Below are 22,395 nucleotides of genomic sequence, written 5' to 3' on the forward strand. Positions count from 1 at the left end.
TTTAGCGTCAGCCAAGAAAAAGTTGACGCAAGTCATCCTGATCGACGATCTGGGTCAGCCACACCTTCCCTGCCGCAGTGCCGGCACGCACCTGCGCCATGCGCCCACCATCGTGCAGGGCCAGGAGGACATCCAGATCCGACGGCGCCAGCACATCACCACCGCGCTCGGGCCATTCCACCAGCCACAGGTTGGCACTTGTTTCGTCCAGGCCCAGAAAATCCAACTCCCCAGAGGCACCTATACGGTAAAGATCCAGATGCCATGCCTCTCCGTCAGCCAGCGGATAACGCTCCAACAAGGTGTAGGTAGGGCTGCGGATCGCCCCCCGGACACCCAACGCACGCAGCAAGGCGCGCGCCAGGGTAGATTTGCCTGCACCCAGATCACCGTGCAAATGCACGGCGGCCTGCGCTGGCCGCGTGGCGGCGAGCGCCTGCCCGAGGCGCTCGGTGGCACCGCTGTCGGGCAGAAACAACTGTAAGTTCATCGTTCGGATTCCAGATTGGAAAGACGCCGCAACGCCTGCAGCAAGTCGGAGGGCAGCAAGCCACGCTCGCCGCCGGCCGCAGCAGCATGGTCGCCGGCGCAGGCGTGCAGCAGCACGCCCACGCTGGCCGCTTCGAACGCAGCCAGGCCCTGCGCACGTAGCGCAGCGATCACGCCGGTCAACAGATCGCCCATACCGGCAACCGCCATGCCTGGATTACCGGCGGCGATCACGCGGGGCAGCTGGTCTGGCACGGCGACAATGCTGCCAGCGCCCTTGAGTACCACCGCAGCCTGGTAGCGATCGGCCAGCAGCGCAGCAGCGGCAAAACGGTCGCGCTGCACCTGCGCGGCGGTCAAACCGAGCAAGCGCCCGGCTTCGCCCGGATGCGGCGTCAACACCGCCTGCGGCAACGGGCGCGGCGCCTGCGCCAACAGATTCAGCGCATCGGCATCGACCACCAACGCGACGTCGCTGGCGAGCGCGGCATGCCACAACGCCTGCGCCCAGTCGTCTTGACCAAGACCCGGACCAAGCGCAACCACATCGGCCTTGCACAACAGCGGCGCCAGCGCCTCCGAGCCCTCGACCGCATGCGCCATCGCCTCTGGGCAACGCGCCAGCAGCGGTGCCACGTGCGCACTACGAGTCGCAACGCTGACCAATCCAGCACCGCAACGCAGCGCCGATTCGGCGCTCAGCATGACCGCACCACCGCTGCCATGATTACCACCGATGCACAGCACATGACCGGCATCGCCCTTGTGACTGTCGCGGCGCCGGGGCACCAATTGACCACGCAGGACGGCGGCGTTCCAGGCCGCGGCCAACGGCACGCAACCGGCAAACGCCGCGGCAGGCACCTGCAGCGTCGCCAAAGCACGCTCGCCCACATAGTTCAGCGCACGACCTGTATACAGCCCAGCATGGGCGACGATGAACTGCAGGGTCAACGTCGCCGGCAACGCCGCACCAGGCACGCGACCGGACTGCGCATCCACTCCGCTAGGCACATCCAGCGCCAACACCGGCGTACCAAGCCCGGCCAGCGCACCGAGCAACCCGGTCAGTTCAGCATCTGGCGCGCGATTCAAGCCAATGCCGAGCAGTCCATCGACCACCACATCGGCCGGTTCAAGCACGCCATCGAACACGACGATACGACCACCGACGCCGATGTAGTCGGTGCAGGCACGCTGCGCCAGCGGCGACTGCGGCCCACACTCCGGCAACTGCACCACGCGTACTTGACGCCCGGCGCAATGCGCCAGACGCGCCAGCACGTAGCCATCGCCGCCGTTATTGCCACTGCCGCAGGCCACACAAATCCGCTGCGCCTGCGGCCAACGCTGCAACAGCGTCTGCCACGCGGCCTGACCAGCCCGTTGCATCAGCCGATCACCATCCCCCCCCAGCAATGCGACAGCCTGTGCGTCGATGCGACGCGCGGCGGCGACGGTATGGAGATCGAGGCGTTCGGACATGCGCGGGATTCTATACTTGCACCATGCCCGCCTACGTCGCTGGCGCAGCCGATACCAGACACAGACATGCGAGGATAGTCGCCAGCACGCCACCGCATCACCTGCATGCCCGATCGCACCGACCAGATCCTCACCCCCAGCCAGCTCAATACGCTGGCCCGGGATCTACTTGAAAGCGCATTCCCGCTGGCATGGGTGGAAGGCGAGCTGGGCAACGTGACCCGCCCCACATCCGGGCACCTGTACTTCACCCTCAAAGATGCGCGCGCACAGGTGCGCTGCGCCATGTTCAAGCCCAAAAGCCAATGGCTGCCTTTCGTACCGCGCGAGGGCCTGCGCGTCCTCGCACGCGGTCGCCTCACCTTGTACGAGGCGCGCGGCGACTACCAACTGGTGCTGGAGCACCTGGAAGAAGCCGGCGAAGGCGCGCTGCGCCGTGCATTCGAAGCGCTCAAGGCCAAACTCGCTGGCGAAGGCCTGTTCGCGATCGAACGCAAGCGTCCCATGCCCGCTTTCGTGCGCCGCCTGGCCGTCATCACCTCGCCCAGCGGCGCCGCGGTGCGCGATGTACTGAGCGTACTCGGCCGGCGCATGCCACTGCTGCAGGTAGACATTCTGCCGACCCTGGTACAGGGCAACAGCGCCGCCGCGCAGATCGCAATACTGCTGCGCCAGGCCGATGCCTGTAAGCGCTACGACGCGATCCTGCTGACCCGCGGCGGCGGTTCGCTGGAAGACCTTTGGGCGTTCAACGACGAGCATCTGGTGCGCGCCATTGCCGCCTCGAACACACCGGTGGTGTCGGCGGTCGGCCACGAGACCGACGTGACGCTGGCCGATTTCGCCGCCGACCTGCGCGCGCCGACACCGTCGGTCGCGGCAGAGTTGCTGGCGCCCGACCAACGCGACATTACCGCTCGGCTGTCCGCCCAACACAGCGCATTGCAGCATTGGCAACGGCACCGCCTGCGCCAGGCACAACAGCGCGCCGACCAAGCGTTACTACGCCTGCAAGCGCAAAGTCCGCAGGTGCAACTGCAACTGCTACAACGCCGCCAACGCGATGCCGCACGCCGGCTGACCGCACTGTGGAAGCAGCAGCAAGAACGCCGACAGGCACAGTTACGTCATGCTGCCGCGATCCTGCGCACCTCCCAGCCGCAGCGTCGGCTTGCGATGCTACGCACCCGGTTGCAAGCGCTGGGCCGGCATCTGCCTGTCGCGATGGCGCGACGCTTGCAGGTCCAGACCCAACGCTTGCGCGCGCTGGCGCGCGCAATGGAGGCGATCAGCCCACTCGCCACAGTGGCGCGTGGCTATACCATCTTAACCGACACCGACACTGGCAACGTCGTGCGCTCGGTGACACAAGTCAAACCCGGCGCCCCATTGCGGGCACGCCTGCTAGACGGCGAGCTGGACCTGCGGGTCGATTCGCCATCGCCGACGCTCTCTGCCAAACTACCCCGCAGCCATGACTGACATTTCCCACGAACACCGCATCAAAGCCGTACTGCAAGGCATGCGCCGTGCCGAACGGCACAAAGCAGGCAGGCTGGCAAACACCAGCGACATGCTGTCGCTGATCGATGGCGCCGCTTACGGTGCCCCAGAGGATGCGCAACGCGCACTTGACTGGCTCGCCCGCGATGGCACCCTTGGATACCTGAACGAGAACGACCTCAGTAACGTCGGCGAGACCATCTGCATCGTATGGAACGGCTGTGGCGGCGACTTCCCTGCAATGGCGCAATGGTTCACCACGACACAACTGACCGGCGACCGCACAGCGTTGCAGGCCCTGCGCGAAGGCGACAGCCCGGACCTGCTCGCCGCAGCACGCGCGGCTTTCATTCATTAAGAGCGACTAAAAGGCGTCACGAGTCGCTGTCGGCTGGGCGCGGACAGCGCCTAGGAGCCGTGCGACGCCTTCAGCAAACAGCATGGCGCCGCTTCCGGTCCGACAGGCGTTGCGCGCACCGATCTGACCTATCGTCGCTCACCCCATAGCCCGCCGTGATTGATATCGGCAACGCCGTTCTTTTCGGCAGGATGCGCGATCTGGCACCACTGCCCGGCATAACGACCGAGATCGAATTCGGCCACCGAATTGACCGGCTGCGCGGCACACAGCGGCAGTACCAGAATCGGCGAAAGACGCAGGCGCCGACTCGGAGAGACAAAAGTCTCAGCTTAGAAAGTGTTTAGGGTGAGAGCACAGTCGGCTGAACCGCCTAGAACCTCACTGGCGGTCAGGCAAAATATCCACCACGGTCTTGGAGCACCAGAGGAAGCGCGCCACCACGCAGGCAAACGGCGTCAGCTGGGTCAGACAGGCCCCAGCGAGCCATACGCGCCGACTCACATGGCGAGCTTAGCCAGTGATCGATCCTTCTGCTGGTCGGCACACTCCACCGGCTCACGCATGACCACCCGTTTAGACACACCATCATGCTGCTGCAGGTAAGTGTCGACCATCATGCACTCGGACCCAATCTGTTCGATGTAAGGCCCCTCTGCATCTGGATGATCCAGGCCAACCCCAGGCTCTGCTTTCATTGCAGTCACAGCAAGAACGTCGCCAGCAGCGATCAATGCCAACAGCCCGGGCAGGGCAATTAATGCAAGTTTAACATTCATCAGCAACTCCCCAGATTGGCCGTTTGTATGGTCCCCATCGGCCGCGCACATGATTACGACCGCACGCGTCACCTGTTGAGTGAATCGTCACGAAAGAAGAATCATTTTTCGCATTTGTCTACTTTTGTAGACAAGATTTCACGAATGCATCGCAAAAGGGATGCTGCGGTTGGCGGTCACTCTGCTGCAAAGCAACAAGTTGACAGCGTCCGGCTCCCGTTGGGAAATCGGCATAGCGAGAGACACCGCCGCATGCCAAACTCGGCGGCCTATTGCAACAGCCACGCCATCACGCTCCGACATTCTGGCGAACTGATCCGCGAAGCCACCGGGGAGACCTCAATAAACGATGCGATAGCCTGCGTCGCTGAAAGCTCTGGAGCTAATGGTGGCCGAGGACGGAATCGAACCGCCGACACGGGGATTTTCAATCCCCTGCTCTACCAACTGAGCTACTCGGCCACTGCGCAACGCGGCAGGACCGGTGCGAGGCGCGCATCATAGCGATGCAATAGGGATTGGGCAAGCCACGCTGTTTCGACCTTCCATATGCTGACCGACACAGCAAGGGCCAGCCTGACCAAGGACCAAGCCCCCTTGGCATCGGATCTGCCCAATAAACGAACGCCGCCACGAAAACCGCCCGCCGCATCGTCGAGGACTGCGGCGCTTTTTCTTCTTGCACCGCACACTCCGTCGCGGCCTGACCTGACTACAGGCCGGTCCGAGCAGGCGCCCCATTAGCGTCCGTCGAGAACACGGCGATGTCACCCGGACACAAGCGCTTTGCGGGGTGCGTAGTATCCTTCGCCGATGTCGACACCCCACTGGACTTCGCTCATGCGTCACCCGCTTCGCCTCGGCTTGCTGATGATATTCACGGCGCTACTGGGCGCGTGCGGGGATGGCATGGTGCGGCGCGTGTCCGACCCGGCTGCGAGCGTGCAGCAGCTCACCGTCAATCCCAATGGCAGTTGGAAAGTGGAGTTACGACTGCAGAACTACAGCAGCATTCCCATGCGCTACGACAGGCTACGCCTGGACCTGGGTGTGGGTGGCGAGGCCGCTGGCACGGTGCAGGCGACACCCGGAATTTCGATCGGCCCGGAAACGGCGGATGTGATCGACGTCGCCGTGCAGCCCAGTTCTGCAGCACGCCTTGCCATCGCCGATGCGCTGGCAAGCCAACACAGCCTGGAGTACACGCTCAAGGGCAGCATCGCGGCCACGCCCGAAGAAAAGAAACAGCGCACCTTCGCCATCGACACGCACAACACGCTCTCGCCGGCACCCGGCCTGGACGGCGTGCTGCGCTGATCGCGCCCCCTGCATCACCTGTGGTGCGCTTCCATGCCGAGCATGAGGGTGAGTAAGCGAGCATGCACCGTCGCCCCCACTGGTGACCGACATTAGACACGCCCAGCGCGCCACATGCACCTGGCATCGCAGGGCATGCGGCGATCCCGACACGGCCCCACCTTCGGAGCGCTTCCTCGGCAGCACAGCCCGTACGCAGTAGTATCCTGAAACTCTCGGCCGCACTGCGGCCCATGTCACGAGCGATCGCATGAGCATCTACCAGGCCCCGTTGAACGATCTTCGCTTCGCTCTGTACGACGTCTTGCAGGTGGAAGCACTGTTCGCACGCCTGGGCCATGCCGAGACAAACGCCGAACTGATCGACGCGGTGCTGGAAGAAGCCGCACGCTTCACAGGCACCGTGCTGGCGCCGCTGAACCGGATCGGCGACGAGCATGGATGCACGCTGGACAAGAGCACCGGCACGGTGACCACCGCGCCCGGCTTTCGCGACGCCTACCGGCAATTCGCCGAGGGGGGCTGGACCGGGCTGACCGCGCCCGTCGCGTTCGGCGGCCAGGGTCTGCCGTATACCCTGAGCGCGCCGTTGAACGAGATGGTCAACGCCGCCAACCTCGCCTGGGGCAACTTCCCGCTGCTGTCGCACGGCGCCGTGGAAGCGCTCAAGCAGCATGGCGAAGCGTGGCAACAAGAGATCTTCCTGAAGCCACTGGTGGATGGCCGCTGGACCGGCACCATGTGCCTGACCGAACCGCACTGCGGCACCGACCTGGGTCTGCTCAAGACCCGGGCCGAGCCCAACGCCGATGGCACGTGGTCGGTCAGCGGCACCAAGATCTTCATCACCGCCGGCGAACACGACCTCACCGAAAACATCGTGCATCTGGTACTGGCACGGCTACCGGACGCGCCGCCAGGGGCCAAGGGCATTTCGCTGCTGGTGGTGCCCAAATACAGGGTCGCGCGCGACGGCAGACTCGGCGAACGCAATGCACTGCGCTGCGGCGCACTGGAACACAAGATGGGCATCCATGGCTCGGCCACCTGCGTGATGAACTTCGACGGTGCCCAGGGCTATCTGATCGGGCCGCCGCACAAGGGCCTGCAGGCGATGTTTACCATGATGAATACGGCGCGACTCGGCGTCGGGTTGCAAGGCCTGGGGCTGTCCGAGCGCGCTTACCAGAACGCCCTGCGCTATGCGCGCGAGCGCCTGCAATCGCGTTCGCTCAGCGGTGCCAAACAACCCGAAAAACCCGCCGATCCGATCCTGGTGCATCCGGACGTGCGCCGCATGCTGCTCACAGTGAAGGCCCTGACCGAAGGCAGCCGACTGCTGGCACTGCATGCCGCCAGCCTGATCGATATCGCCCACAGCGCCACCGACCCGGCCGAGCGCGAACAGGCCGACGTGCTGGTCAGCTTCCTGACCCCGATCTCCAAGGCCTGCCAGACCGAATGGGCAGTGGAAACCACCTACCACGCGCTGCAATGCTTCGGCGGCCACGGCTACATCCACGAATATGGCATGGAGCAGCTGGCGCGCGACGCGCGCATCACCACCTTGTACGAGGGCACCACCGGCATCCAGGCGCTGGACCTGATCGGGCGCAAGACCGCCTCCAGCCAAGGCGCCGGACTGACGCTGTTCCTCGCGCAGATCGAGGCATTCCTCGCCGAACACCACGACACGCCAGCGCTGGCAGAGTTCATCGCACCGCTGCGCGAGAAAGCAAAGGAATGGGCAGCACTTACCAAGCGCATCCTGCAACGTGCCGCCAGCAACGCCGACGAACTCGGGGCGGCAAGCTACGACTACGTGTTCTATTCCGGCTATGTGGTGCTGGCGTACTGGTGGGCGCGCAGTGTCGCCGCCGCATCTGCCTCGACACATAGCGAAGCATTCAAACAATCCAAATGCGAAACCGCCCGTTTCTACTACACCAAGTTGCTACCACGCACGCTGACCCACGCCGCAGCGATCGATGCCGGTGCCGAGCCGCTGATGACACTGGCCGACGCACAGTTCTGAGCCCGTCCGAGGCTTAAAAAGATACAGGGCACATCGCCGCCTGACGCGAAGATACGACCCGGCATGCGGATCCGCCGCACTAGCAGATACACAAACCGTCAACAATCGGGTATAAGCTGTTTACTCGATGGAGACAGACACAATCACGCTTGGTCTGATCGATACCGGGGCCCATGCCGCGTCGGAGGCAGTTCCGACGGCGACCTCTCCGCGCTCCACGCGTCTACCTTCGGTGCGTCTGCTGTCGCTGGACGCGCATGGTCGCGTACTGGACTGGATCAACTGGCAGGACGCCGCCTGCCTCTACGCACGCGGCGCAGTGGCATGGACCCTGGGCGAGCCGTGCATGGAGATCCACGGTGGCCTATCGCGCGCCAGCGGCGAGCGCAGCGTGCTGCACCTGCACCCGATCATCGCCGCGCGCGGCCATGCCCGCTCACGCGCACTGGATCCCACTCCCACGCTGACCAACACCGCACTATTCGCCCGCGACGCACAACTGTGCATGTATTGTGGCCAGCAATTCAGCCGTCCGCAGCTAACCCGCGACCATGTCCTGCCCGTCTCCAAGGGCGGGCGCGACATTTGGGAAAACGTGGTCACTGCGTGTTTCCACTGCAACTCGCGCAAGGGCAACCGCACCCCGCAACAGGCGTCGATGCCGCTGCTGGCGGTGCCGTACCGACCGAGCTGGATCGAACACCTGATCCTGTCCAATCGCAACATCCTTGCCGACCAGATGTCGTTCCTGAAGGCACAACTACCCAAGCGCTCCAAACTCTCGCGGTAAATCCGCAAGCCGACACGCCCCACGCCGCACCCTGCGACCGATTGCCGCACCCCGGCGATCATCCGTGCCACAACGTTTGGCCGTTGGACGGGTTACTTGCCCATGCCCGGAATGGGGAGGAAAATATCCCGGTCGCTGACCCTGCACTCCGATGATCGACTCCACCCGCTATCCGCGCCTTGCGCGCATCCAGATCCCCGCCGACCTGCGCCGTTTCGAAACATCGGAATTGCCTGCCATCGCCGAGGAACTGCGCGCCTACCTGATCGAGTGCGTCGGCAAGAGCGGCGGCCATTTCGGCGCCGGGCTGGGCGTGATCGAACTCACCGTGGCCCTGCATTATCTCTACGACACACCGGTGGACCAACTGGTGTGGGACGTCGGCCACCAGACCTATCCGCACAAGATCCTTACCGGACGCCGCGACCGCATCCACACGGTCAAGCAGGCCGACGGCGTGGCGCCATTCCCAAAACGCGAAGAAAGCGAGTACGACACGTTCGGCGTCGGCCATTCCTCCACCTCGATCTCGGCCGCACTGGGCATGGCCGTGGCGCTGCAACGCATGGGCGACGAACGCAAGGTGGTGGCGGTGATCGGCGACGGCGCGATGACCGCGGGCATGGCCTACGAGGCGCTGAACCACGCCGGCGGCATGGACCCGGAGCCCAACCTGCTGGTGATCCTCAACGACAACCGCATGTCGATCTCCGAAGCGGTCGGCGGGGTCACCAAGATGCTCGGACGCATGACCGGCAGCAAGACCCTCAATGCGATCCGCGAGAGCGGCAAAAAGATCCTCGGCGACAAAAAGCGTAACCGGACCGCACGTTTCATGCGTCGTTGGGAAGAACACTGGAAAGGCATGTTCGTGCCATCCACGTTGTTCGAGGAGATGGGGTTCCACTACACCGGGCCGATCGACGGCCATGACCTGCCGGCCCTGCTCGGCGCGTTGAAGACGCTCAAGACACTGAAAGGCGCGCAGTTGCTGCACGTCATCACCACCAAGGGCAAAGGCTACGAACTGGCCGAGGGCGACCAAATCGGTTACCACGCAGTCAGTCCGTTCGATACGAGCAAAGGCCTAGTGTCCAAACAAGGGACCAAGGCACCGACTTATACCGATGTCTTCAGCGACTGGATCTGCGACATGGCCGCAGCCGAACCGGCGTTGCTGGCGATCACTCCGGCGATGCGCGAGGGCTCGGGCCTGGTGCGTTTCAGCAAGGAATATCCGCAACGCTATTTCGACGTGGCCATCGCCGAACAGCACGCGGTCACGCTGGCTGCCGGCATGGCCGTCCACGGCGCCAAGCCGGTGGTGGCGATCTATTCCACATTCTTGCAGCGCGGCTACGATCAACTGGTGCATGACGTGGCGCTGCAACAGCTCGATGTGCTGTTCGCGATCGATCGCGGCGGCGTGGTCGGACCGGATGGCGCCACCCATGCCGGCAATCTGGACCTGAGTTTCCTGCGCTGCGTGCCGCATCTGGTGGTGATGGCCCCGGCCGATGAAGCCGAATGTCGGCAGATGCTCAGCACGGGCCTGCGCCATCGTGGCCCAGCAGCGGTGCGCTACCCGCGCGGCGCCGGTCCGGGCGTCGCCCCTGCGGCGACGCTGGACACCCTGCCGATCGGCAAGGCGCAGCGCCGTGTGCAAGGCATGACGCTCGCGCTGCTGGCATTCGGCGCAACACTGACGGCGGCCGAACAAGTTGGCCGCGAACTCGGCCTGAGCGTGGTCAACATGCGTTTCGTCAAGCCACTGGACCGCACGCTATTGCTTGAACTCGCACAAAGCCATGCGGGATTCGTGACCATCGAGGACAACGTGATCGCTGGCGGCGCCGGTTCCGGTGTGGCGGAGCTACTCAACGCCGAGGGCGTGTCGCTTCCGCTCCTGCACCTGGGCTTGCCCGACGCTTTCCAGCACCATGCCAGCCGCGAACAACTTCTGGCCGAAGCAGGCATCGACGCCGCTGGCATCCGCGCCGCCGTGCTGACGCGCTGGCCGCAACTCGGCAGCATTGCCCGACCGCGGAGCGCCGCAGGCTGAGGCCCACGCAGGTAAACCACAGCGAACAATGCACTGGCACCGTTCGCGAGTGGCAAGGCATCGACGCATGCGCAACGCACCGGGTTACAGGCATCGCGGCAACGCCGCCTCAGTCGACCAACTTGGGTAAATGCGCCGCCAACGGATCGCTGGCCGCGAGCAACTCGAAGGTTTCCCACAGGAAACCGGGGGCCACCATGCAACCCAACAGACAATATCGACCAAGCGGGCGCGCGGCCTGCCAGGTCCCCGCAGGAATCACGACCGAGGGCATGCCGCCGCGCACGCTGGAATCCAACTGATAGCGCTGCAAGCCGTAGTGCGGGTCGAAGCTGAGCAATTCCAGCACACTGCCCTCTTCCCAATGCCAGGTCACATCCGCATCGATACGGTGCCAATGGCTGATCTCCCCGTGCTCCAGCAGCAGCCGGATCGCGGTACATGCCGGTCGCTCGCGCTCCCCATGCTGTACCAGCAGCGCAGAGGTGTGCACGCGCGCATAGCGTCCACCTTCCGGATGCGGCAGGAGCGACAACTCGCGCAGCAAGGTGGCGATACGAGCGGCAACACTTGGCATCCGCACAGTCTAATCGTGTTGTCACGGCCTTCGATGTCAAGCCTTGCGATACTTGGTCACCGGTAACTGGGAATCAAATCGGCGCAGCTGAGATTGCCGGCGAACCTCCACCCCATGTCAGAGTAGTTGTCGCCCGGATAGGATTTGCAGTGGGGGCGATAACGAGAGGTTCACGTGGCACGATACGGACAGCAGTTCAAGGACAAGGCGATGGCGCGGTTGCTGCCGCCAGAGAGCGCGTCCATTGGTGCGACCCGCGCATCGGCACAGCGGCATCGGGTATGTCAGTCCGCAACAACGTCATACCGGCCAGGACGTGGACCTGCTGCAAGCGCCCATGCACTGTATCAGCAGGCCCGTCATGCCCATCCCGATACATCTCGGCAGATTCTCTTCCATTTACAACTATCGCGATAGAAATCGCAGAATTTCGCGGTGTCGCGCTCTTCTTAATCGCGGGCCAAAGCAAAGTGGTGGTAGCAGGAATTTTATACCAACCATCTTTATCGCGACACCACCCACTCTACGGCTACCACTTACTGTTAAGCAAATATCGGTTAACTCGATTTCAGTTTTTGACCATTCGGATCATCCAGAAATCGCTGGCCAGCTGAGGATGGGCCAGATAGTCATAGGGCATTAAAAAATACCCCTTCTCCCCAACACCTTCCCCCCATGAGTTACGGATACGGAACAGCTGTGTGCTGTCATCATATCCGACGCACAGGACGGCATGCCCCCCGAGCACCTTGTCATTCTGCGTCGGCATCGGGATTTGCGTGGCGGGAGGCTGAGTGCCATTCATCCAGCTGTCGTAAACCTGGAATCCGAACACAAAGGGAGTCCCGCTGGCAATACAGGCTTTCAGATGAGAAATATCCTGATGGACACGTTCATAGCGGGTAATGACATACCTGGATGCCTCCTTATAGCAGGCAGCATTGGGCCTCTTTCTTACCGCAGTGCCCGGAGGGAAAACGCCGCCGTCATGTGCCGGCGGCGTGACGTTATACGGCCAGTCTTTTTCTGGGCAAACACCTAGTTTATGCAGTGACTTTATCCCGTCGCGCAGCATAGCTCCCGAGTCATAATTCACATTGCCTTCAATGACGCGTTCGTTGTAGTAAATGAAAAGGCGTGAGGGAATAAAATTAGGCAATTCACCGTGAGCGGCCCTTTCATACTGGACAGCACCCGCCAGGGCATTTGCCGAGCAGGAGCCAATCCGGCCCTGGTCATAGACCGGAAAAGCCGGCTTCAGGTCGACAGCAGGCGGCAGCTTACTCATCAAGGCTTCATCCGGAATGTAATGAAAGTCGCGAATGTCCGGGATGTCAGCTATATACCCGAGTCGGGATTTTATTCTTCTGGTGAGTTTTTCCATAAGGCCCTCTTGGTGGTCTTGGTGGCGTCAGCAAAATGGTTAAAAATATCGTCCAAGACTTCAACGACAGGTATCTGCATCATCATGCTTCATCCATGCCACACTTTCTGAAGCATCTTTTGCCTGCCGACATTTATGCGTAATGTCTCGACAAGTTGACAATACACTGCGCACTGAAGGAGAACAAGACGGTTAGAACCAAAATTCATTGCAGCTCTGGATTTTAGGAACGATTTTTCGGCCTCCAAGCAAGCGCCCCTGTGGCAGGAGCCGTTCTGGCACATAGTGTTGAACCGGCATGAATAAATGGTGAACCTTATTCCGAACACCTCCGACTGATAATATGTATTCGACGTAGCAACGATAATGCGGATAAGCATACCCCGCCCGGAACTTGCGCCGTTCACGGATCGACCACTCTACACACCCACTGGCGTGCCACATGGCTTTGCCATGATCCAATTCAGCCTGGCGCAACAGAATCTTGAGCGCGCCCTCAGCCATCTATCCGAAGCATGCAAAACTATTTGTCATGCGCAGATACAGTGATCCTCACCTTGCAGGTGCCGGAAGTGGTCCTGCTTGTGTCGCAGGAGCCGACAGAGAAGACTTTGATGATCTTTATGGATTAACCGGCATCAGGGTTACGTACGGCATGTAGCTACGTTTTCCACGCCACGCAAGTAGCAAAAAACAAGAAACATGGAGGCGCGGTGATGGCCAAGGAGGCATATCTGCTTACGCTGTCCGATGCACTCCCAGCTGCACGGATGTCAACAACAGCCCGCCGCCGTCGCGCAGCTTGTACGGTTTGGCCTGCGACCTGGCATTCTGAACTTGGGACGGGGACAGCGGGGCAATTCGCTTGGGCATCTTGGCGGCATCCATTCGACAGTCCGGCACCAAGGAGTCCGCCGCATACCGCCAACCGCACCGCCAAACTTGCGTGATATCCAGTGCTGTTCCGGGAACTTGCAAGACACCAAGACAAAGAAAAACCCCTAATTTCTCAGGGGTTCCGTGATATTCCGTGACATGACGGCATATGTAATTGGTCGGGGTAGCCGGATTTGAACCGACGACCACTAGTCCCCCAGACTAGTGCGCTACCAGGCTGCGCTATACCCCGGTGTGTACATCCGCCATCGCGGCGAACCCGCCTGACGGCGCGTTGGCAAGTATAGCGGTTTTGGCCCGGTTGGCGCTATCGGCGCAGAAGCTGTAGCACTTCTTCCAACTCCTGCCGCACCTGCTTGATGATCTGGTTGCTCAACGCCGACTCTTGACGCGCGCCCTCACCCTCCAGACGTAGCCGCGCGCCGCCGATCGTGTACCCCTGTTCGTACAGCAGGCTACGAATCTGCCGCACCATCAGCACGTCGTGGCGCTGGTAATAGCGGCGATTGCCGCGCCGTTTGACTGGCTCCAGGCTGGGAAATTCGGTTTCCCAATAGCGCAGCACGTGCGGCTTGACGTCGCACAACTCGCTGACCTCACCGATGGTGAAGTAACGTTTGGCCGGAATCGGCGGAAGTTCGCGGTTACTGCCCGGATCCAGCATATGCCTCCACGCGCTCTTTGAGTTTTTGCCCTGGGCGGAAGGTCACCACCGTCCGCGCCGAGATCGGGATTTCTTCGCCAGTCTTGGGATTGCGACCGGGCCGTTGGTTCTTGCGACGCAGATCGAAGTTGCCGAAACCTGACAGTTTCACCTGCCGCCCCTGCTCCAATGCTTCGCGCAGCACGTCGAAGAATGCATCGACAAATTCCTTGGCCTCGCGCTTGTTCAGCCCGACTTCGTCGAACAACCGTTCGGCCATTTCCGCTTTGGTCAACGCCATTACCCTGCTATCCCCTATCCGTCTCAACCACGCAGCCGCGCATCGTGTTCGCGGGCCAGCGCCGCAACCACATCGGCGACCACCGCCTCCACATCGCGGTCTGTCAGAGTGCGCGAGTTGTCCTGCAAAATCAAGCCCATAGCAAGACTCTTGCAACCCACCTCGACTCCGGGACCGACATAACGGTCGAATAGCACCACCTCCCGCAGCAGTGGACCGACCGCAGCCCGCACGCTCTGCGCCACCGCCATCCAGCGCACCGCCTCCGGCACCACAATGGCCAGATCGCGACGCACCGAGGGAAACCGCGACAATTCGGCAGCACGCGGCAAGGGGCGCGCCACCAGCGGCGCCAGATCCAGTTCGAACCCGATCACCTCCACATCGACCTGCATCGCCTGCAGCAACCGCGGATGCAACTGACCGATCCAACCGATCCGGGTCCCGTCACGGTACACGTCGGCAGAACGGGTGGGATGCGCAAACGGCAACGCCGACGGACGGTACTCGAGGAGTGCCCCAGACGCGGCGGCCAAGGCCTCCAGATCGCCCTTGAGGTCGTGGAAATCGACCTTGCGCGCCGGCAAGCCCCATTGCAGCGCATCGGCATCGCCGCACACCGCAGCGGCCACGCGCTGCGTTTCGCCCGGCGCCGCATCGACACTGGTCGCAACGGCGAAGACCTTGCCCATCTCGAACAGACGCACGCGCCCGGCCTGACGCGCCACATTCCGCCCCAGCGCGGCGACCACCCCCGGCAACAGCGACGGGCGCATCACCGCCAACTCGGTGCTGAGCGGATTGGCCAGCGCCACGCGCCCGTCACGCAGACCCCATTGATCCAGCAGGGTTGCGTCGACGAAGGCGTAGTTGATGGTTTCCAGCAAATCGCGGGCGACCAACTGCGCGCGCACGCTACGCTCGTCCACGCACGTCTCGCTGCCCATGGCGATGCGCGCCGCGCCACTGGGCAACGTGGTCGGTAGGCGATCGTAGCCGTGGATGCGGGCCAATTCCTCGATCAGATCCTCTTCCAGCGCGATGTCGAAGCGACGGCTCGGGGCGGTGACCTGCCACCCATGCGCCGACGCCATCACCTCCATGCCCAGCGCCTGCAAAATGCGCTGCACTTCGGCATCGGCGATCTCGATGCCCAGCACGCGGAAGATGCGCGCACGGCGCAGCGTGATCGGCGCCGGCGTTGGCAGAAATTCGCTTCGCTCGACCTCGACCACCGGACCTGCGCGCCCGCCCGCCAGTTCCAGCACCAGCCGGGTCGCCAGTTCCAACGCCTGCCGCGGCAATCCCGGGTCCACGCCGCGCTCGAAGCGGTGGCCGGCATCGGTATGCAGGCCCAACTTTCGACCACGGCCCATAATCGCCGCTGGCGCGAAATGCGCGGCCTCCAGGAAGACATGACGGGTGGTCTCGGTGACGCGGGTGGCGTGACCACCCATCAATCCCGCCAGCGCGACCGCGCGATCGGCGTCGGTCACGACCAGAAAGCTAGGGTCGAGCGTGGCCTCGCGACCGTCGAGCAGGGGCAGCGTCTCACCAGCGCGGGCGTGACGCACACCGATCGGGCCATGCAGGGTGTCCAGATCGAAGGCATGCATCGGCTGACCCAGTTCCAGCATCACGTACTGGGTGATATCCACCAGCAGCGAAACCGGGCGCACACCACTGCGGCGCAAGCGCTCGGCCATCCACAGCGGCGTCTTCGCAGTCGAATCGAGATCCTCGACCACGCGACCGCAATAGCGCGGTGCCGCGGCGCCCGCATCCAGACATACCTCCAGTGCGCGTACACTGGCTTGCGCCACCGGCGCGAGCGCAAGCGGCAACACCTCGCTGCCGCAGGCTGCGGCCACGTCGTAGGCGATGCCACGCACGCCGAAGCAGTCCGCGCGGTTGGGAGTGAGCTTGATCTCGATACTGGCGTCGGGCAGGCCCAGGTAATCGGCCAGCGGCTGTCCGACCGGGGCATCGTCGGGCAGTTCGAACAGACCGGAGGCATCGTTGTCCAGCCCCAGTTCCTTGGCAGAACACAACATGCCGTTGGAGGCGATGCCGCGCAGCGTGGCCGGCTTGATCGCGATGCCGCCAACCTGCGCGCCGACCAGCGCCAGCGGCGCGACCAGTCCCGGCCGGGCGTTCGGCGCGCCACAGACGATCTGTAGCGCATCGCCCTGCCCGGCATCGACCCGACATACCTGGAGCCGATCGGCCTCCGGATGCGGCGAGGTCGCGACGATCCGCGCGACCACCACCTGCTGTAACGCCTCGCCGAGCGGCACAACCTCCTCGACCTCCAGGCCGATGGCGGTCAGGGTGGCCGCGAGCTGCTCGCGCGTGGCCTGAGTGGGCACGTGGCTGCGTAGCCAGTTTTCAGAGAATTTCATGCTGTTTCCGGGACTCGGGATTCTGGACTCAGGACTCGGATGGCACCACGCGCGGACCGCCGGAGCCGATGCTCCTGCGTGTCCTGCGCAACGGGTCCGGGCGGGAATTCAGGCGAACTGCCGCAAGAAGCGCACATCGTTCTCGAAGAACGCGCGCAAGTCGTTGACGCCGTAACGCAGCATCGCGAACCGTTCCACGCCCATGCCGAAAGCGAAGCCGGTGTAACGCTCCGGATCGATGCCGACGCTGCGCAACACATTCGGATGCACCATGCCGCAGCCCAGCACCTCCAGCCAGCGGGTGCTGCCATCGGGCTGTTGCCAGGCGATATCGACCTCGGCGCCAGGTTCGACGAACGGGAAATAGCTGGGACGCAAACGCATCTGGAAATCGCGCTCGAAGAACGCGCGCACGAACTCGGACAAGGTGCCCTTGAGATCGGCGAAGGTCGAATGCTCGTCCACCAGCAAGCCCTCGACCTGGTGGAACATCGGTGAGTGGGTCTGATCGCTGTCGCTGCGATAAACCTTGCCGGCGGCGATCATGCGCAACGGCGGCGCATGCGTGCCCATGTAGCGCACCTGTACACCGGAAGTGTGGGTGCGCAGCAAGCGACCATTGCCGAAGTAGAACGTATCGTGCATCGCCCGCGCCGGATGGTGCGGCGGGAAATTCAACGCTTCGAAGTTATGCCAATCGTCCTCGATCTCCGGGCCATCGGCCAGTTCGTAGCCCAGCCGCGCGAAGATCTCGGTGATGCGTTCCAGCGTGCGGGTGACCGGATGCAGCCCACCGCGTTCGCCACGCCGCCCCGGCAAGGTCACATCAATGCGCTCGACCGCCAGGCGCGCGTCCAGTGCGGCGGTGTCCAACAGCGCACGACGCGCGGCCAGCGCCGCAGACACGGTATCGCGCACGCGGTTGATCGCCTCGCCGGCCTGCTTGCGCTGTTCCGGCGCCAAGCCACCGAGTTGCTTGAGCTGGGCGGTAATGCTGCCGCTCTTGCCCAACAGCGCGACCCGCAACTGCTCCAGCGCCTCCGGACTCTGCGCCGCGGCGATATCCGCCAGCGCCTGTCCGCACAGGGAATCGATTTCACTCATTGCACTCGCGCCTCACCTGCTCCGGTCAAAGCCGTGACCACTGTTGCCCGCCAACGCGGGACACCTCACACCCTGGCAGACGCCCCGCCTGCGGGACACCCAAAACGCAAAAGGGGAAGGACTCGCGCCCTTCCCCCGCATGCGTGCGATTGCACCTCGTCGAAAAACCCGCATACACCATGCAGGTTCCTGCGAGGGACCCGCATTTATGCCGCCAGCGCGCCCTTCGCCTTCTCCGCCAGGGCGGCAAAGCCCTGTGCGTCGTGCACGGCGATGTCGGCCAGCACCTTGCGGTCGAGGGTAATGCCCGCCTTGAGCAGGCCGTTCATGAAACGGCTATAGCTCATACCGTTGATGCGGGCCGCCGCATTGATGCGGGTGATCCACAGCGAACGGAAATTGCGCTTCTTCTGCTTGCGGCCGATGTAGGCGTACTGCTGGGCCTTGATCACCGCCTGCTTGGCGACGCGGAAGACCTTGCGGCGGGCGTTGTAGTAGCCCTTGGCGAGGTTCAGAACTTTCTTGTGACGACGGCGCGCCTGGACGCCACGCTTGACTCGAGCCATGGTTCAGTCCTCAGAGGTAGGGCAGCATACGGTCAAGACGGCCTGCGTCCTCGGCACGGACGTGGTTCGTCTGCCGCAGGTTGCGCTTGCGCTTGGTCGCTTTCTTGGTGAGGATGTGGCTACGGTTGGCGTGGCCGGCCTTGTACTTGCCGGAGGCGGTCTTGCGGAAACGCTTGGCCGCCGCCCGGTTGGTCTTGATCTTGGGCATTGCAATGTCCTTGAGAGTGTTTTGTCACTGGTCAGGGCGGTGGCGGCGCCACGCTTTCCATCCGTGCCCTTACCGGCTTGTAAGCTTTTGATCCGCAAGGGATCAGAGCAGGTCCTGATTGCCGCTCAAACGGCAAACCCAGCGAACTGGGCCGCCTATTATGCCAGGGCTTGGAATGCCTTGCAAATCATGTAGTTCGTTGCAGCTCGGGAGGACAGCGTACCCACGCGCCACCGGCATGCGGGCGGCGCGTCTGCCACCGACCGGCGTGCGCCATCCCGACAGCGGCCTCACCGCAGAGACTGGCGACGCGATCGCAGGTGCTCTGGGATCAGCGCTTCTTCGGCGCGATCATCATCACCATTTGCCGCCCTTCCAGGCGCGGACGCGATTCGATGACGATGTCTTCGCCCAGGTCGGCCTCGATCCGGGCCGCCATCTCGCGGCCAAGCTCCTGGTGGCTCATTTCGCGGCCACGGAAGCGAATATTGACCTTGACCTTATCGCCCTCTTCGAGGAAACGGCGCATGTTGCGCAACTTGATCTGGTAATCGCCCTCGTCGGTGACCGGACGGAACTTGATTTCCTTGATCTCGACCTGTTTGGTCTTCTTCTTGGCCTCGTTGGCCTTTTTCTGCTGTTCGAACTTGAACTTGCCGAAGTCCATGATCTTGCAGACCGGCGGATCGGCCTGCGGCTGGATTTCGACCAGATCCAGGCCGTCTTCTTCAGCCATCGCCAGCGCTTCGTCGCGGCTCAACACGCCCACCATCTCGCCATCGGCGCCGATCACGCGCACCCGGGGAACGCGGATCTCTTGATTTTTGCGGTTCTGTTTGTTGTCAGGGGTACTGATGTTGCAATCTCCAAGTGGAATCGGAATACCGCGAACGGAAGTTCCGTCCGCGGCAGGGTGATCTTACGCCGACTGCTCGGCGCGTAAACGCTCGGCGAAGTCGGCAACCGACATGGTCCCCAAGTCCTCCCCCGAGCGCGTGCGTACCGCAATGGCGCCGTTTTCCTTTTCGCGGTCGCCCACGACTAACAGGTACGGCACCCGCTGCAGCGTGTGTTCGCGAATCTTATAGCCGATTTTTTCGTTCCGCAAATCGGCCTCGATGCGGAAGCCTTGATTTGCAAGGAGTTTCCGCACGCTGTCTACATAGTCAGCCTGAGCATCGGTGATGTTCATAACCATCGCCTGCACCGGCGCCAGCCAAGCCGGGAAGACACCGGCGTGGTGCTCGATCAGGATGCCGATGAAGCGCTCCATCGAGCCGACGATGGCACGATGCAGCATCACCGGATGCCGCTTCTGGCTGTGTTCGTCCACGTACTCGGCACCGAGGCGGCCGGGCATCATGAAATCCACCTGCATGGTGCCGAGCTGCCAGGTGCGGCCAATCGCGTCCTTCAGGTGATACTCGATTTTCGGACCGTAGAACGCACCCTCGCCCGGCAGCTCCTGCCACTCCACCCCGCAAGCGCCGAGCGCGGCACGCAGCGCGGCTTCGGCCTTGTCCCAGGTCGCATCCTCACCCAGGCGCTTTTCCGGGCGCAGGGCGATCTTGATCTGGATGTCGTCGAAACCAAAATCCGTGTACACCTTCAGTGCCTGGCGATGGAAGGCGGTGACCTCGGCCTCGATCTGCTGCTCGGTACAGAAGATGTGGCCATCGTCCTGGGTGAAACCGCGCACCCGCAGGATGCCGTGCAACGCACCGGACGGCTCGTTGCGGTGGCAGGCGCCGAACTCGCCGTAGCGAATCGGCAGGTCGCGATAGCTGTGCAGGCCCTGGTTGAACACCTGCACATGGCCGGGGCAATTCATCGGCTTGACCGCGTAAGTGCGCTTTTCCGACTCGGTGAAGAACATGTTGTCCTGGTAGTTGTCCCAGTGACCGGACTGCTGCCACAGCGACACGTCCAGAATCTGCGGGCAACGCACCTCGCCGTAGCCGTTGTCGCGGTACACCTTGCGCATGTACTGCTCGACCACCTGCCAGATCGACCACCCCTTGGGATGCCAGAACACCAGACCCGGCCCTTCTTCCTGCAAGTGGAACAGATCCAGCGCCTTGGCGATCTTGCGATGGTCGCGCTTGTCCGCCTCTTCCATACGCAGGATGTAGGCATCGAGTTGCTTCTTGTCGGCCCAGGCGGTGCCGTAAATGCGCTGCAACTGTTCGTTCTTGGCGTCACCGCGCCAGTAGGCACCGGAGATGCGGGTCAGCTTGAACGCCTTGAGGAAGCGCGTGTTCGGCACGTGCGGCCCACGGCACATGTCCACGTACTCCTGATGGTAGTACAGGCCCATGGCGGTGACGTCCTCGGGCATGTCCGCGATCAGACGCAGCTTATAGTCCTCGCCGCGCTGCTGGAACACCTCGATCACCTCCGCGCGCGGGGTGACCTTTTTGATCACATCGTAATCCTGCGCGATCAGTTCCTGCATGCGCCGCTCGATCGCCGCCATGTCCTCTGGGGTAAACGGACGTGCGCTGTAGATGTCGTAGTAGAACCCTTCGGCGATGACCGGCCCGATGACCATCTTGGCCTCTGGATACAACTGCTTGACCGCGTGACCGACCAGATGCGCACAGGAGTGGCGGATGATGTCCACGCCCTCCTCGTCCTTGGCGGTGATGAGGCGCAGATTGGCATCGTGGTCGATGAGGTCGGAGGCATCGACCAGGCGGCCGTCGACCTGGCCGGCGATGGTCGCCTTGGCCAAGCCCGGACCAATGGACTGAGCCACCTCCATGGGGCTGACAGGATGTTCGAAGTCACGGCGGCTGCCGTCGGGAAGCGTGATCGTAATCATGGGCGTCGACAATTAAGGAAAATGGGAACCGGCGAGCGGCTGTACGTCGGCTTGGCTTACAGCCATGGCAGGACGTAACAGACAAAGAAGGCGCCACAAGGGCGCCTGCTCGGATAGCCTTGTGCGGTAATTCAAACGGGAGCGGTGGTAGTGCTCATGTCGCACGCTCGGCCGGCGTCGCCGCGGGCCACCCATGTTTGGCTTTGATGATGCGCAAAATGGTAAACCAGTTGCGAGCAAATTGGTAATCCGCATCCTGGCCAACGGCAACCCCGTCTGCTTGGTGATTAGCGGCCCGAGGGGAAGCAGTAAAGCGTGGCTCCCGACAGCGCAAAACGCCCATGTAGCGCATAGCGATACCCCACTGATGTCCTGCTCAGCGTTGACTGGAACGCCACGACGATGGCGAAGGCGGGTTGGCGTGAGTCATTGGCTCATGGCCTGATTTGCTGGCTACCGCCAGAGTCACTGTGAGCCGACATGGGTTGTAGATACACCAGCAGCGACATGGGCTCACCCGGCTCGGTCTGCTCCAGCAGCGCGTGTTCGTCCATGCGGTGTTGCATGGATGAATTCGGATACCGCCTACAGCTTCATGACCAGCCCCTGCCCTTGCATCTGCGCCGCGCGCTGGGCCAGCATCGCCTGCTCGGCGAGGTTCTGCTGCTCCA

At 62.8% G+C, this 22,395-nt stretch carries 20 protein-coding genes and 2 tRNA genes; 6 read left to right on the forward strand and 16 right to left on the reverse strand.

Annotated elements, in window-relative coordinates; translation table 11 throughout:
* Positions 1 to 7: 7 nt before the first annotated feature.
* Positions 8 to 490 (reverse strand): tRNA (adenosine(37)-N6)-threonylcarbamoyltransferase complex ATPase subunit type 1 TsaE, encoded by a 483-nt coding sequence (gene tsaE, locus XalbCFBP2523_RS11215; RefSeq protein WP_045765528.1) that lies wholly within the window; start codon positions 488 to 490, stop codon positions 8 to 10.
* The gene (locus XalbCFBP2523_RS11220) at positions 487 to 1,974 is read right to left on the reverse strand and encodes a bifunctional ADP-dependent NAD(P)H-hydrate dehydratase/NAD(P)H-hydrate epimerase (RefSeq protein ID WP_012915610.1); all 1,488 of its coding nucleotides are present in this window, start codon (positions 1,972 to 1,974) and stop codon (positions 487 to 489) included. Before XalbCFBP2523_RS11220 ends, tsaE begins: the two co-directional genes overlap by 4 nt.
* A gap of 105 nt (positions 1,975 to 2,079) precedes the next feature.
* On the opposite strand from XalbCFBP2523_RS11220, the gene xseA reads away from it, so the two are divergent.
* Both xseA and XalbCFBP2523_RS11230 read left to right on the forward strand, forming a co-directional pair.
* Positions 2,080 to 3,456, forward strand: a complete 1,377-nt coding sequence (xseA, locus tag XalbCFBP2523_RS11225) for an exodeoxyribonuclease VII large subunit (protein ID WP_012915609.1) — start codon at positions 2,080 to 2,082, stop codon at positions 3,454 to 3,456.
* On the forward strand, positions 3,449 to 3,835 hold the full coding sequence (locus XalbCFBP2523_RS11230; protein WP_012915608.1) for a hypothetical protein: 387 nt from the start codon (positions 3,449 to 3,451) through the stop codon (positions 3,833 to 3,835). Before xseA ends, XalbCFBP2523_RS11230 begins: the two co-directional genes overlap by 8 nt.
* Before the next feature lie 500 nt (positions 3,836 to 4,335).
* Here XalbCFBP2523_RS11230 and XalbCFBP2523_RS11235 read toward each other — a convergent pair whose 3' ends face one another.
* Complete coding sequence (locus tag XalbCFBP2523_RS11235) at positions 4,336 to 4,614, reverse strand: hypothetical protein (RefSeq protein WP_146084074.1); 279 nt, start codon at positions 4,612 to 4,614, stop codon at positions 4,336 to 4,338.
* A 386-nt stretch (positions 4,615 to 5,000) separates the two neighbouring features.
* Positions 5,001 to 5,076: transfer RNA gene (locus XalbCFBP2523_RS11240), tRNA-Phe, on the reverse strand.
* 378 nt (positions 5,077 to 5,454) lie between these two features.
* On the opposite strand from XalbCFBP2523_RS11240, the gene XalbCFBP2523_RS11245 reads away from it, so the two are divergent.
* From XalbCFBP2523_RS11245 to dxs, 4 genes are all read left to right on the forward strand, one after another.
* Positions 5,455 to 5,931 carry an LEA/WHy family protein gene (locus tag XalbCFBP2523_RS11245; protein ID WP_012915606.1) on the forward strand — a complete coding sequence of 159 codons (477 nt, stop codon included), beginning with the start codon at positions 5,455 to 5,457 and terminating at the stop codon, positions 5,929 to 5,931.
* Between the two features lie 250 nt (positions 5,932 to 6,181).
* Positions 6,182 to 7,966, forward strand: a complete 1,785-nt coding sequence (locus tag XalbCFBP2523_RS11250; RefSeq protein ID WP_012915605.1) for an acyl-CoA dehydrogenase C-terminal domain-containing protein — start codon at positions 6,182 to 6,184, stop codon at positions 7,964 to 7,966.
* A gap of 127 nt (positions 7,967 to 8,093) precedes the next feature.
* Positions 8,094 to 8,756, forward strand: coding sequence for an HNH endonuclease (locus tag XalbCFBP2523_RS11255; RefSeq protein WP_012915604.1), 663 nt, complete (start codon positions 8,094 to 8,096; stop codon positions 8,754 to 8,756).
* Between the two features lie 151 nt (positions 8,757 to 8,907).
* A complete protein-coding gene (dxs, locus tag XalbCFBP2523_RS11260) occupies positions 8,908 to 10,818 on the forward strand; it encodes a 1-deoxy-D-xylulose-5-phosphate synthase (RefSeq protein WP_012915603.1) in 1,911 nt (636 codons plus the stop codon).
* 109 nt (positions 10,819 to 10,927) lie between these two features.
* On the opposite strand, the gene XalbCFBP2523_RS11265 is transcribed toward dxs, so the two are convergent.
* The 12 genes from XalbCFBP2523_RS11265 to XalbCFBP2523_RS17345 all read right to left on the reverse strand — a co-directional run bounded on the left by XalbCFBP2523_RS11265 (position 10,928) and on the right by XalbCFBP2523_RS17345 (position 22,290).
* Positions 10,928 to 11,395 (reverse strand): cupin domain-containing protein, encoded by a 468-nt coding sequence (locus tag XalbCFBP2523_RS11265; protein ID WP_012915602.1) that lies wholly within the window; start codon positions 11,393 to 11,395, stop codon positions 10,928 to 10,930.
* Between the two features lie 568 nt (positions 11,396 to 11,963).
* Complete coding sequence (locus tag XalbCFBP2523_RS11270; RefSeq protein WP_012915601.1) at positions 11,964 to 12,779, reverse strand: C1 family peptidase; 816 nt, start codon at positions 12,777 to 12,779, stop codon at positions 11,964 to 11,966.
* A 1,052-nt stretch (positions 12,780 to 13,831) separates the two neighbouring features.
* Positions 13,832 to 13,908, reverse strand: a tRNA-Pro gene (locus tag XalbCFBP2523_RS11275).
* Positions 13,909 to 13,983: 75 nt separating this feature from the next.
* The gene (locus tag XalbCFBP2523_RS11280) at positions 13,984 to 14,340 is read right to left on the reverse strand and encodes a MerR family transcriptional regulator (RefSeq protein ID WP_009597860.1); all 357 of its coding nucleotides are present in this window, start codon (positions 14,338 to 14,340) and stop codon (positions 13,984 to 13,986) included.
* A complete protein-coding gene (locus tag XalbCFBP2523_RS11285; RefSeq protein ID WP_012915599.1) occupies positions 14,321 to 14,620 on the reverse strand; it encodes an integration host factor subunit alpha in 300 nt (99 codons plus the stop codon). The genes XalbCFBP2523_RS11280 and XalbCFBP2523_RS11285 overlap by 20 nt, the downstream gene beginning before the upstream one ends.
* Positions 14,621 to 14,643: 23 nt before the next feature.
* Positions 14,644 to 17,022, reverse strand: a complete 2,379-nt coding sequence (gene pheT / locus XalbCFBP2523_RS11290; protein WP_012915598.1) for a phenylalanine--tRNA ligase subunit beta — start codon at positions 17,020 to 17,022, stop codon at positions 14,644 to 14,646.
* Positions 17,023 to 17,130: 108 nt separating this feature from the next.
* Entirely contained in the window at positions 17,131 to 18,126 is a 996-nt protein-coding gene (gene pheS, locus XalbCFBP2523_RS11295; RefSeq protein ID WP_012915597.1) for a phenylalanine--tRNA ligase subunit alpha, read from the reverse strand.
* Between the two features lie 206 nt (positions 18,127 to 18,332).
* Positions 18,333 to 18,692, reverse strand: a complete 360-nt coding sequence (gene rplT / locus XalbCFBP2523_RS11300; RefSeq protein ID WP_010342859.1) for a 50S ribosomal protein L20 — start codon at positions 18,690 to 18,692, stop codon at positions 18,333 to 18,335.
* A gap of 10 nt (positions 18,693 to 18,702) precedes the next feature.
* Positions 18,703 to 18,900: a 50S ribosomal protein L35 gene (gene rpmI, locus XalbCFBP2523_RS11305; RefSeq protein ID WP_010342861.1), complete on the reverse strand. Its 198-nt coding sequence runs from the start codon at positions 18,898 to 18,900 to the stop codon at positions 18,703 to 18,705.
* Positions 18,901 to 19,231: 331 nt separating this feature from the next.
* A complete protein-coding gene (gene infC, locus XalbCFBP2523_RS11310; protein ID WP_230596011.1) occupies positions 19,232 to 19,756 on the reverse strand; it encodes a translation initiation factor IF-3 in 525 nt (174 codons plus the stop codon).
* Between the two features lie 63 nt (positions 19,757 to 19,819).
* On the reverse strand, positions 19,820 to 21,724 hold the full coding sequence (gene thrS / locus XalbCFBP2523_RS11315) for a threonine--tRNA ligase (protein WP_012915595.1): 1,905 nt from the start codon (positions 21,722 to 21,724) through the stop codon (positions 19,820 to 19,822).
* A gap of 434 nt (positions 21,725 to 22,158) precedes the next feature.
* Positions 22,159 to 22,290 (reverse strand): hypothetical protein, encoded by a 132-nt coding sequence (locus tag XalbCFBP2523_RS17345; protein ID WP_268988946.1) that lies wholly within the window; start codon positions 22,288 to 22,290, stop codon positions 22,159 to 22,161.
* Positions 22,291 to 22,395: the final 105 nt, after the last annotated feature.

The sequence above is a fragment of the Xanthomonas albilineans genome (genome assembly GCF_002939705.1).
In the GTDB taxonomy this organism is placed as follows: Bacteria; Pseudomonadota; Gammaproteobacteria; order Xanthomonadales; family Xanthomonadaceae; genus Xanthomonas_A; species Xanthomonas_A albilineans.

What these genes read in the sequence shown, in the direction of transcription:
- tsaE (WP_045765528.1), bottom strand. Translation starts at nt 490, where the DNA reads ATGAACTTACAGTTGTTTCTGCCCGACAGCGGTGCCACCGAGCGCCTC.
- XalbCFBP2523_RS11220 (WP_012915610.1), bottom strand. Translation starts at nt 1,974, where the DNA reads ATGTCCGAACGCCTCGATCTCCATACCGTCGCCGCCGCGCGTCGCATC.
- xseA (WP_012915609.1), top strand. Translation starts at nt 2,080, where the DNA reads ATGCCCGATCGCACCGACCAGATCCTCACCCCCAGCCAGCTCAATACG.
- XalbCFBP2523_RS11230 (WP_012915608.1), top strand. Translation starts at nt 3,449, where the DNA reads ATGACTGACATTTCCCACGAACACCGCATCAAAGCCGTACTGCAAGGC.
- XalbCFBP2523_RS11235 (WP_146084074.1), bottom strand. Translation starts at nt 4,614, where the DNA reads ATGAATGTTAAACTTGCATTAATTGCCCTGCCCGGGCTGTTGGCATTG.
- XalbCFBP2523_RS11245 (WP_012915606.1), top strand. Translation starts at nt 5,455, where the DNA reads ATGCGTCACCCGCTTCGCCTCGGCTTGCTGATGATATTCACGGCGCTA.
- XalbCFBP2523_RS11250 (WP_012915605.1), top strand. Translation starts at nt 6,182, where the DNA reads ATGAGCATCTACCAGGCCCCGTTGAACGATCTTCGCTTCGCTCTGTAC.
- XalbCFBP2523_RS11255 (WP_012915604.1), top strand. Translation starts at nt 8,094, where the DNA reads ATGGAGACAGACACAATCACGCTTGGTCTGATCGATACCGGGGCCCAT.
- dxs (WP_012915603.1), top strand. Translation starts at nt 8,908, where the DNA reads ATGATCGACTCCACCCGCTATCCGCGCCTTGCGCGCATCCAGATCCCC.
- XalbCFBP2523_RS11265 (WP_012915602.1), bottom strand. Translation starts at nt 11,395, where the DNA reads ATGCCAAGTGTTGCCGCTCGTATCGCCACCTTGCTGCGCGAGTTGTCG.
- XalbCFBP2523_RS11270 (WP_012915601.1), bottom strand. Translation starts at nt 12,779, where the DNA reads ATGGAAAAACTCACCAGAAGAATAAAATCCCGACTCGGGTATATAGCT.
- XalbCFBP2523_RS11280 (WP_009597860.1), bottom strand. Translation starts at nt 14,340, where the DNA reads ATGCTGGATCCGGGCAGTAACCGCGAACTTCCGCCGATTCCGGCCAAA.
- XalbCFBP2523_RS11285 (WP_012915599.1), bottom strand. Translation starts at nt 14,620, where the DNA reads ATGGCGTTGACCAAAGCGGAAATGGCCGAACGGTTGTTCGACGAAGTC.
- pheT (WP_012915598.1), bottom strand. Translation starts at nt 17,022, where the DNA reads ATGAAATTCTCTGAAAACTGGCTACGCAGCCACGTGCCCACTCAGGCC.
- pheS (WP_012915597.1), bottom strand. Translation starts at nt 18,126, where the DNA reads ATGAGTGAAATCGATTCCCTGTGCGGACAGGCGCTGGCGGATATCGCC.
- rplT (WP_010342859.1), bottom strand. Translation starts at nt 18,692, where the DNA reads ATGGCTCGAGTCAAGCGTGGCGTCCAGGCGCGCCGTCGTCACAAGAAA.
- rpmI (WP_010342861.1), bottom strand. Translation starts at nt 18,900, where the DNA reads ATGCCCAAGATCAAGACCAACCGGGCGGCGGCCAAGCGTTTCCGCAAG.
- thrS (WP_012915595.1), bottom strand. Translation starts at nt 21,724, where the DNA reads ATGATTACGATCACGCTTCCCGACGGCAGCCGCCGTGACTTCGAACAT.
- XalbCFBP2523_RS17345 (WP_268988946.1), bottom strand. Translation starts at nt 22,290, where the DNA reads ATGCAACACCGCATGGACGAACACGCGCTGCTGGAGCAGACCGAGCCG.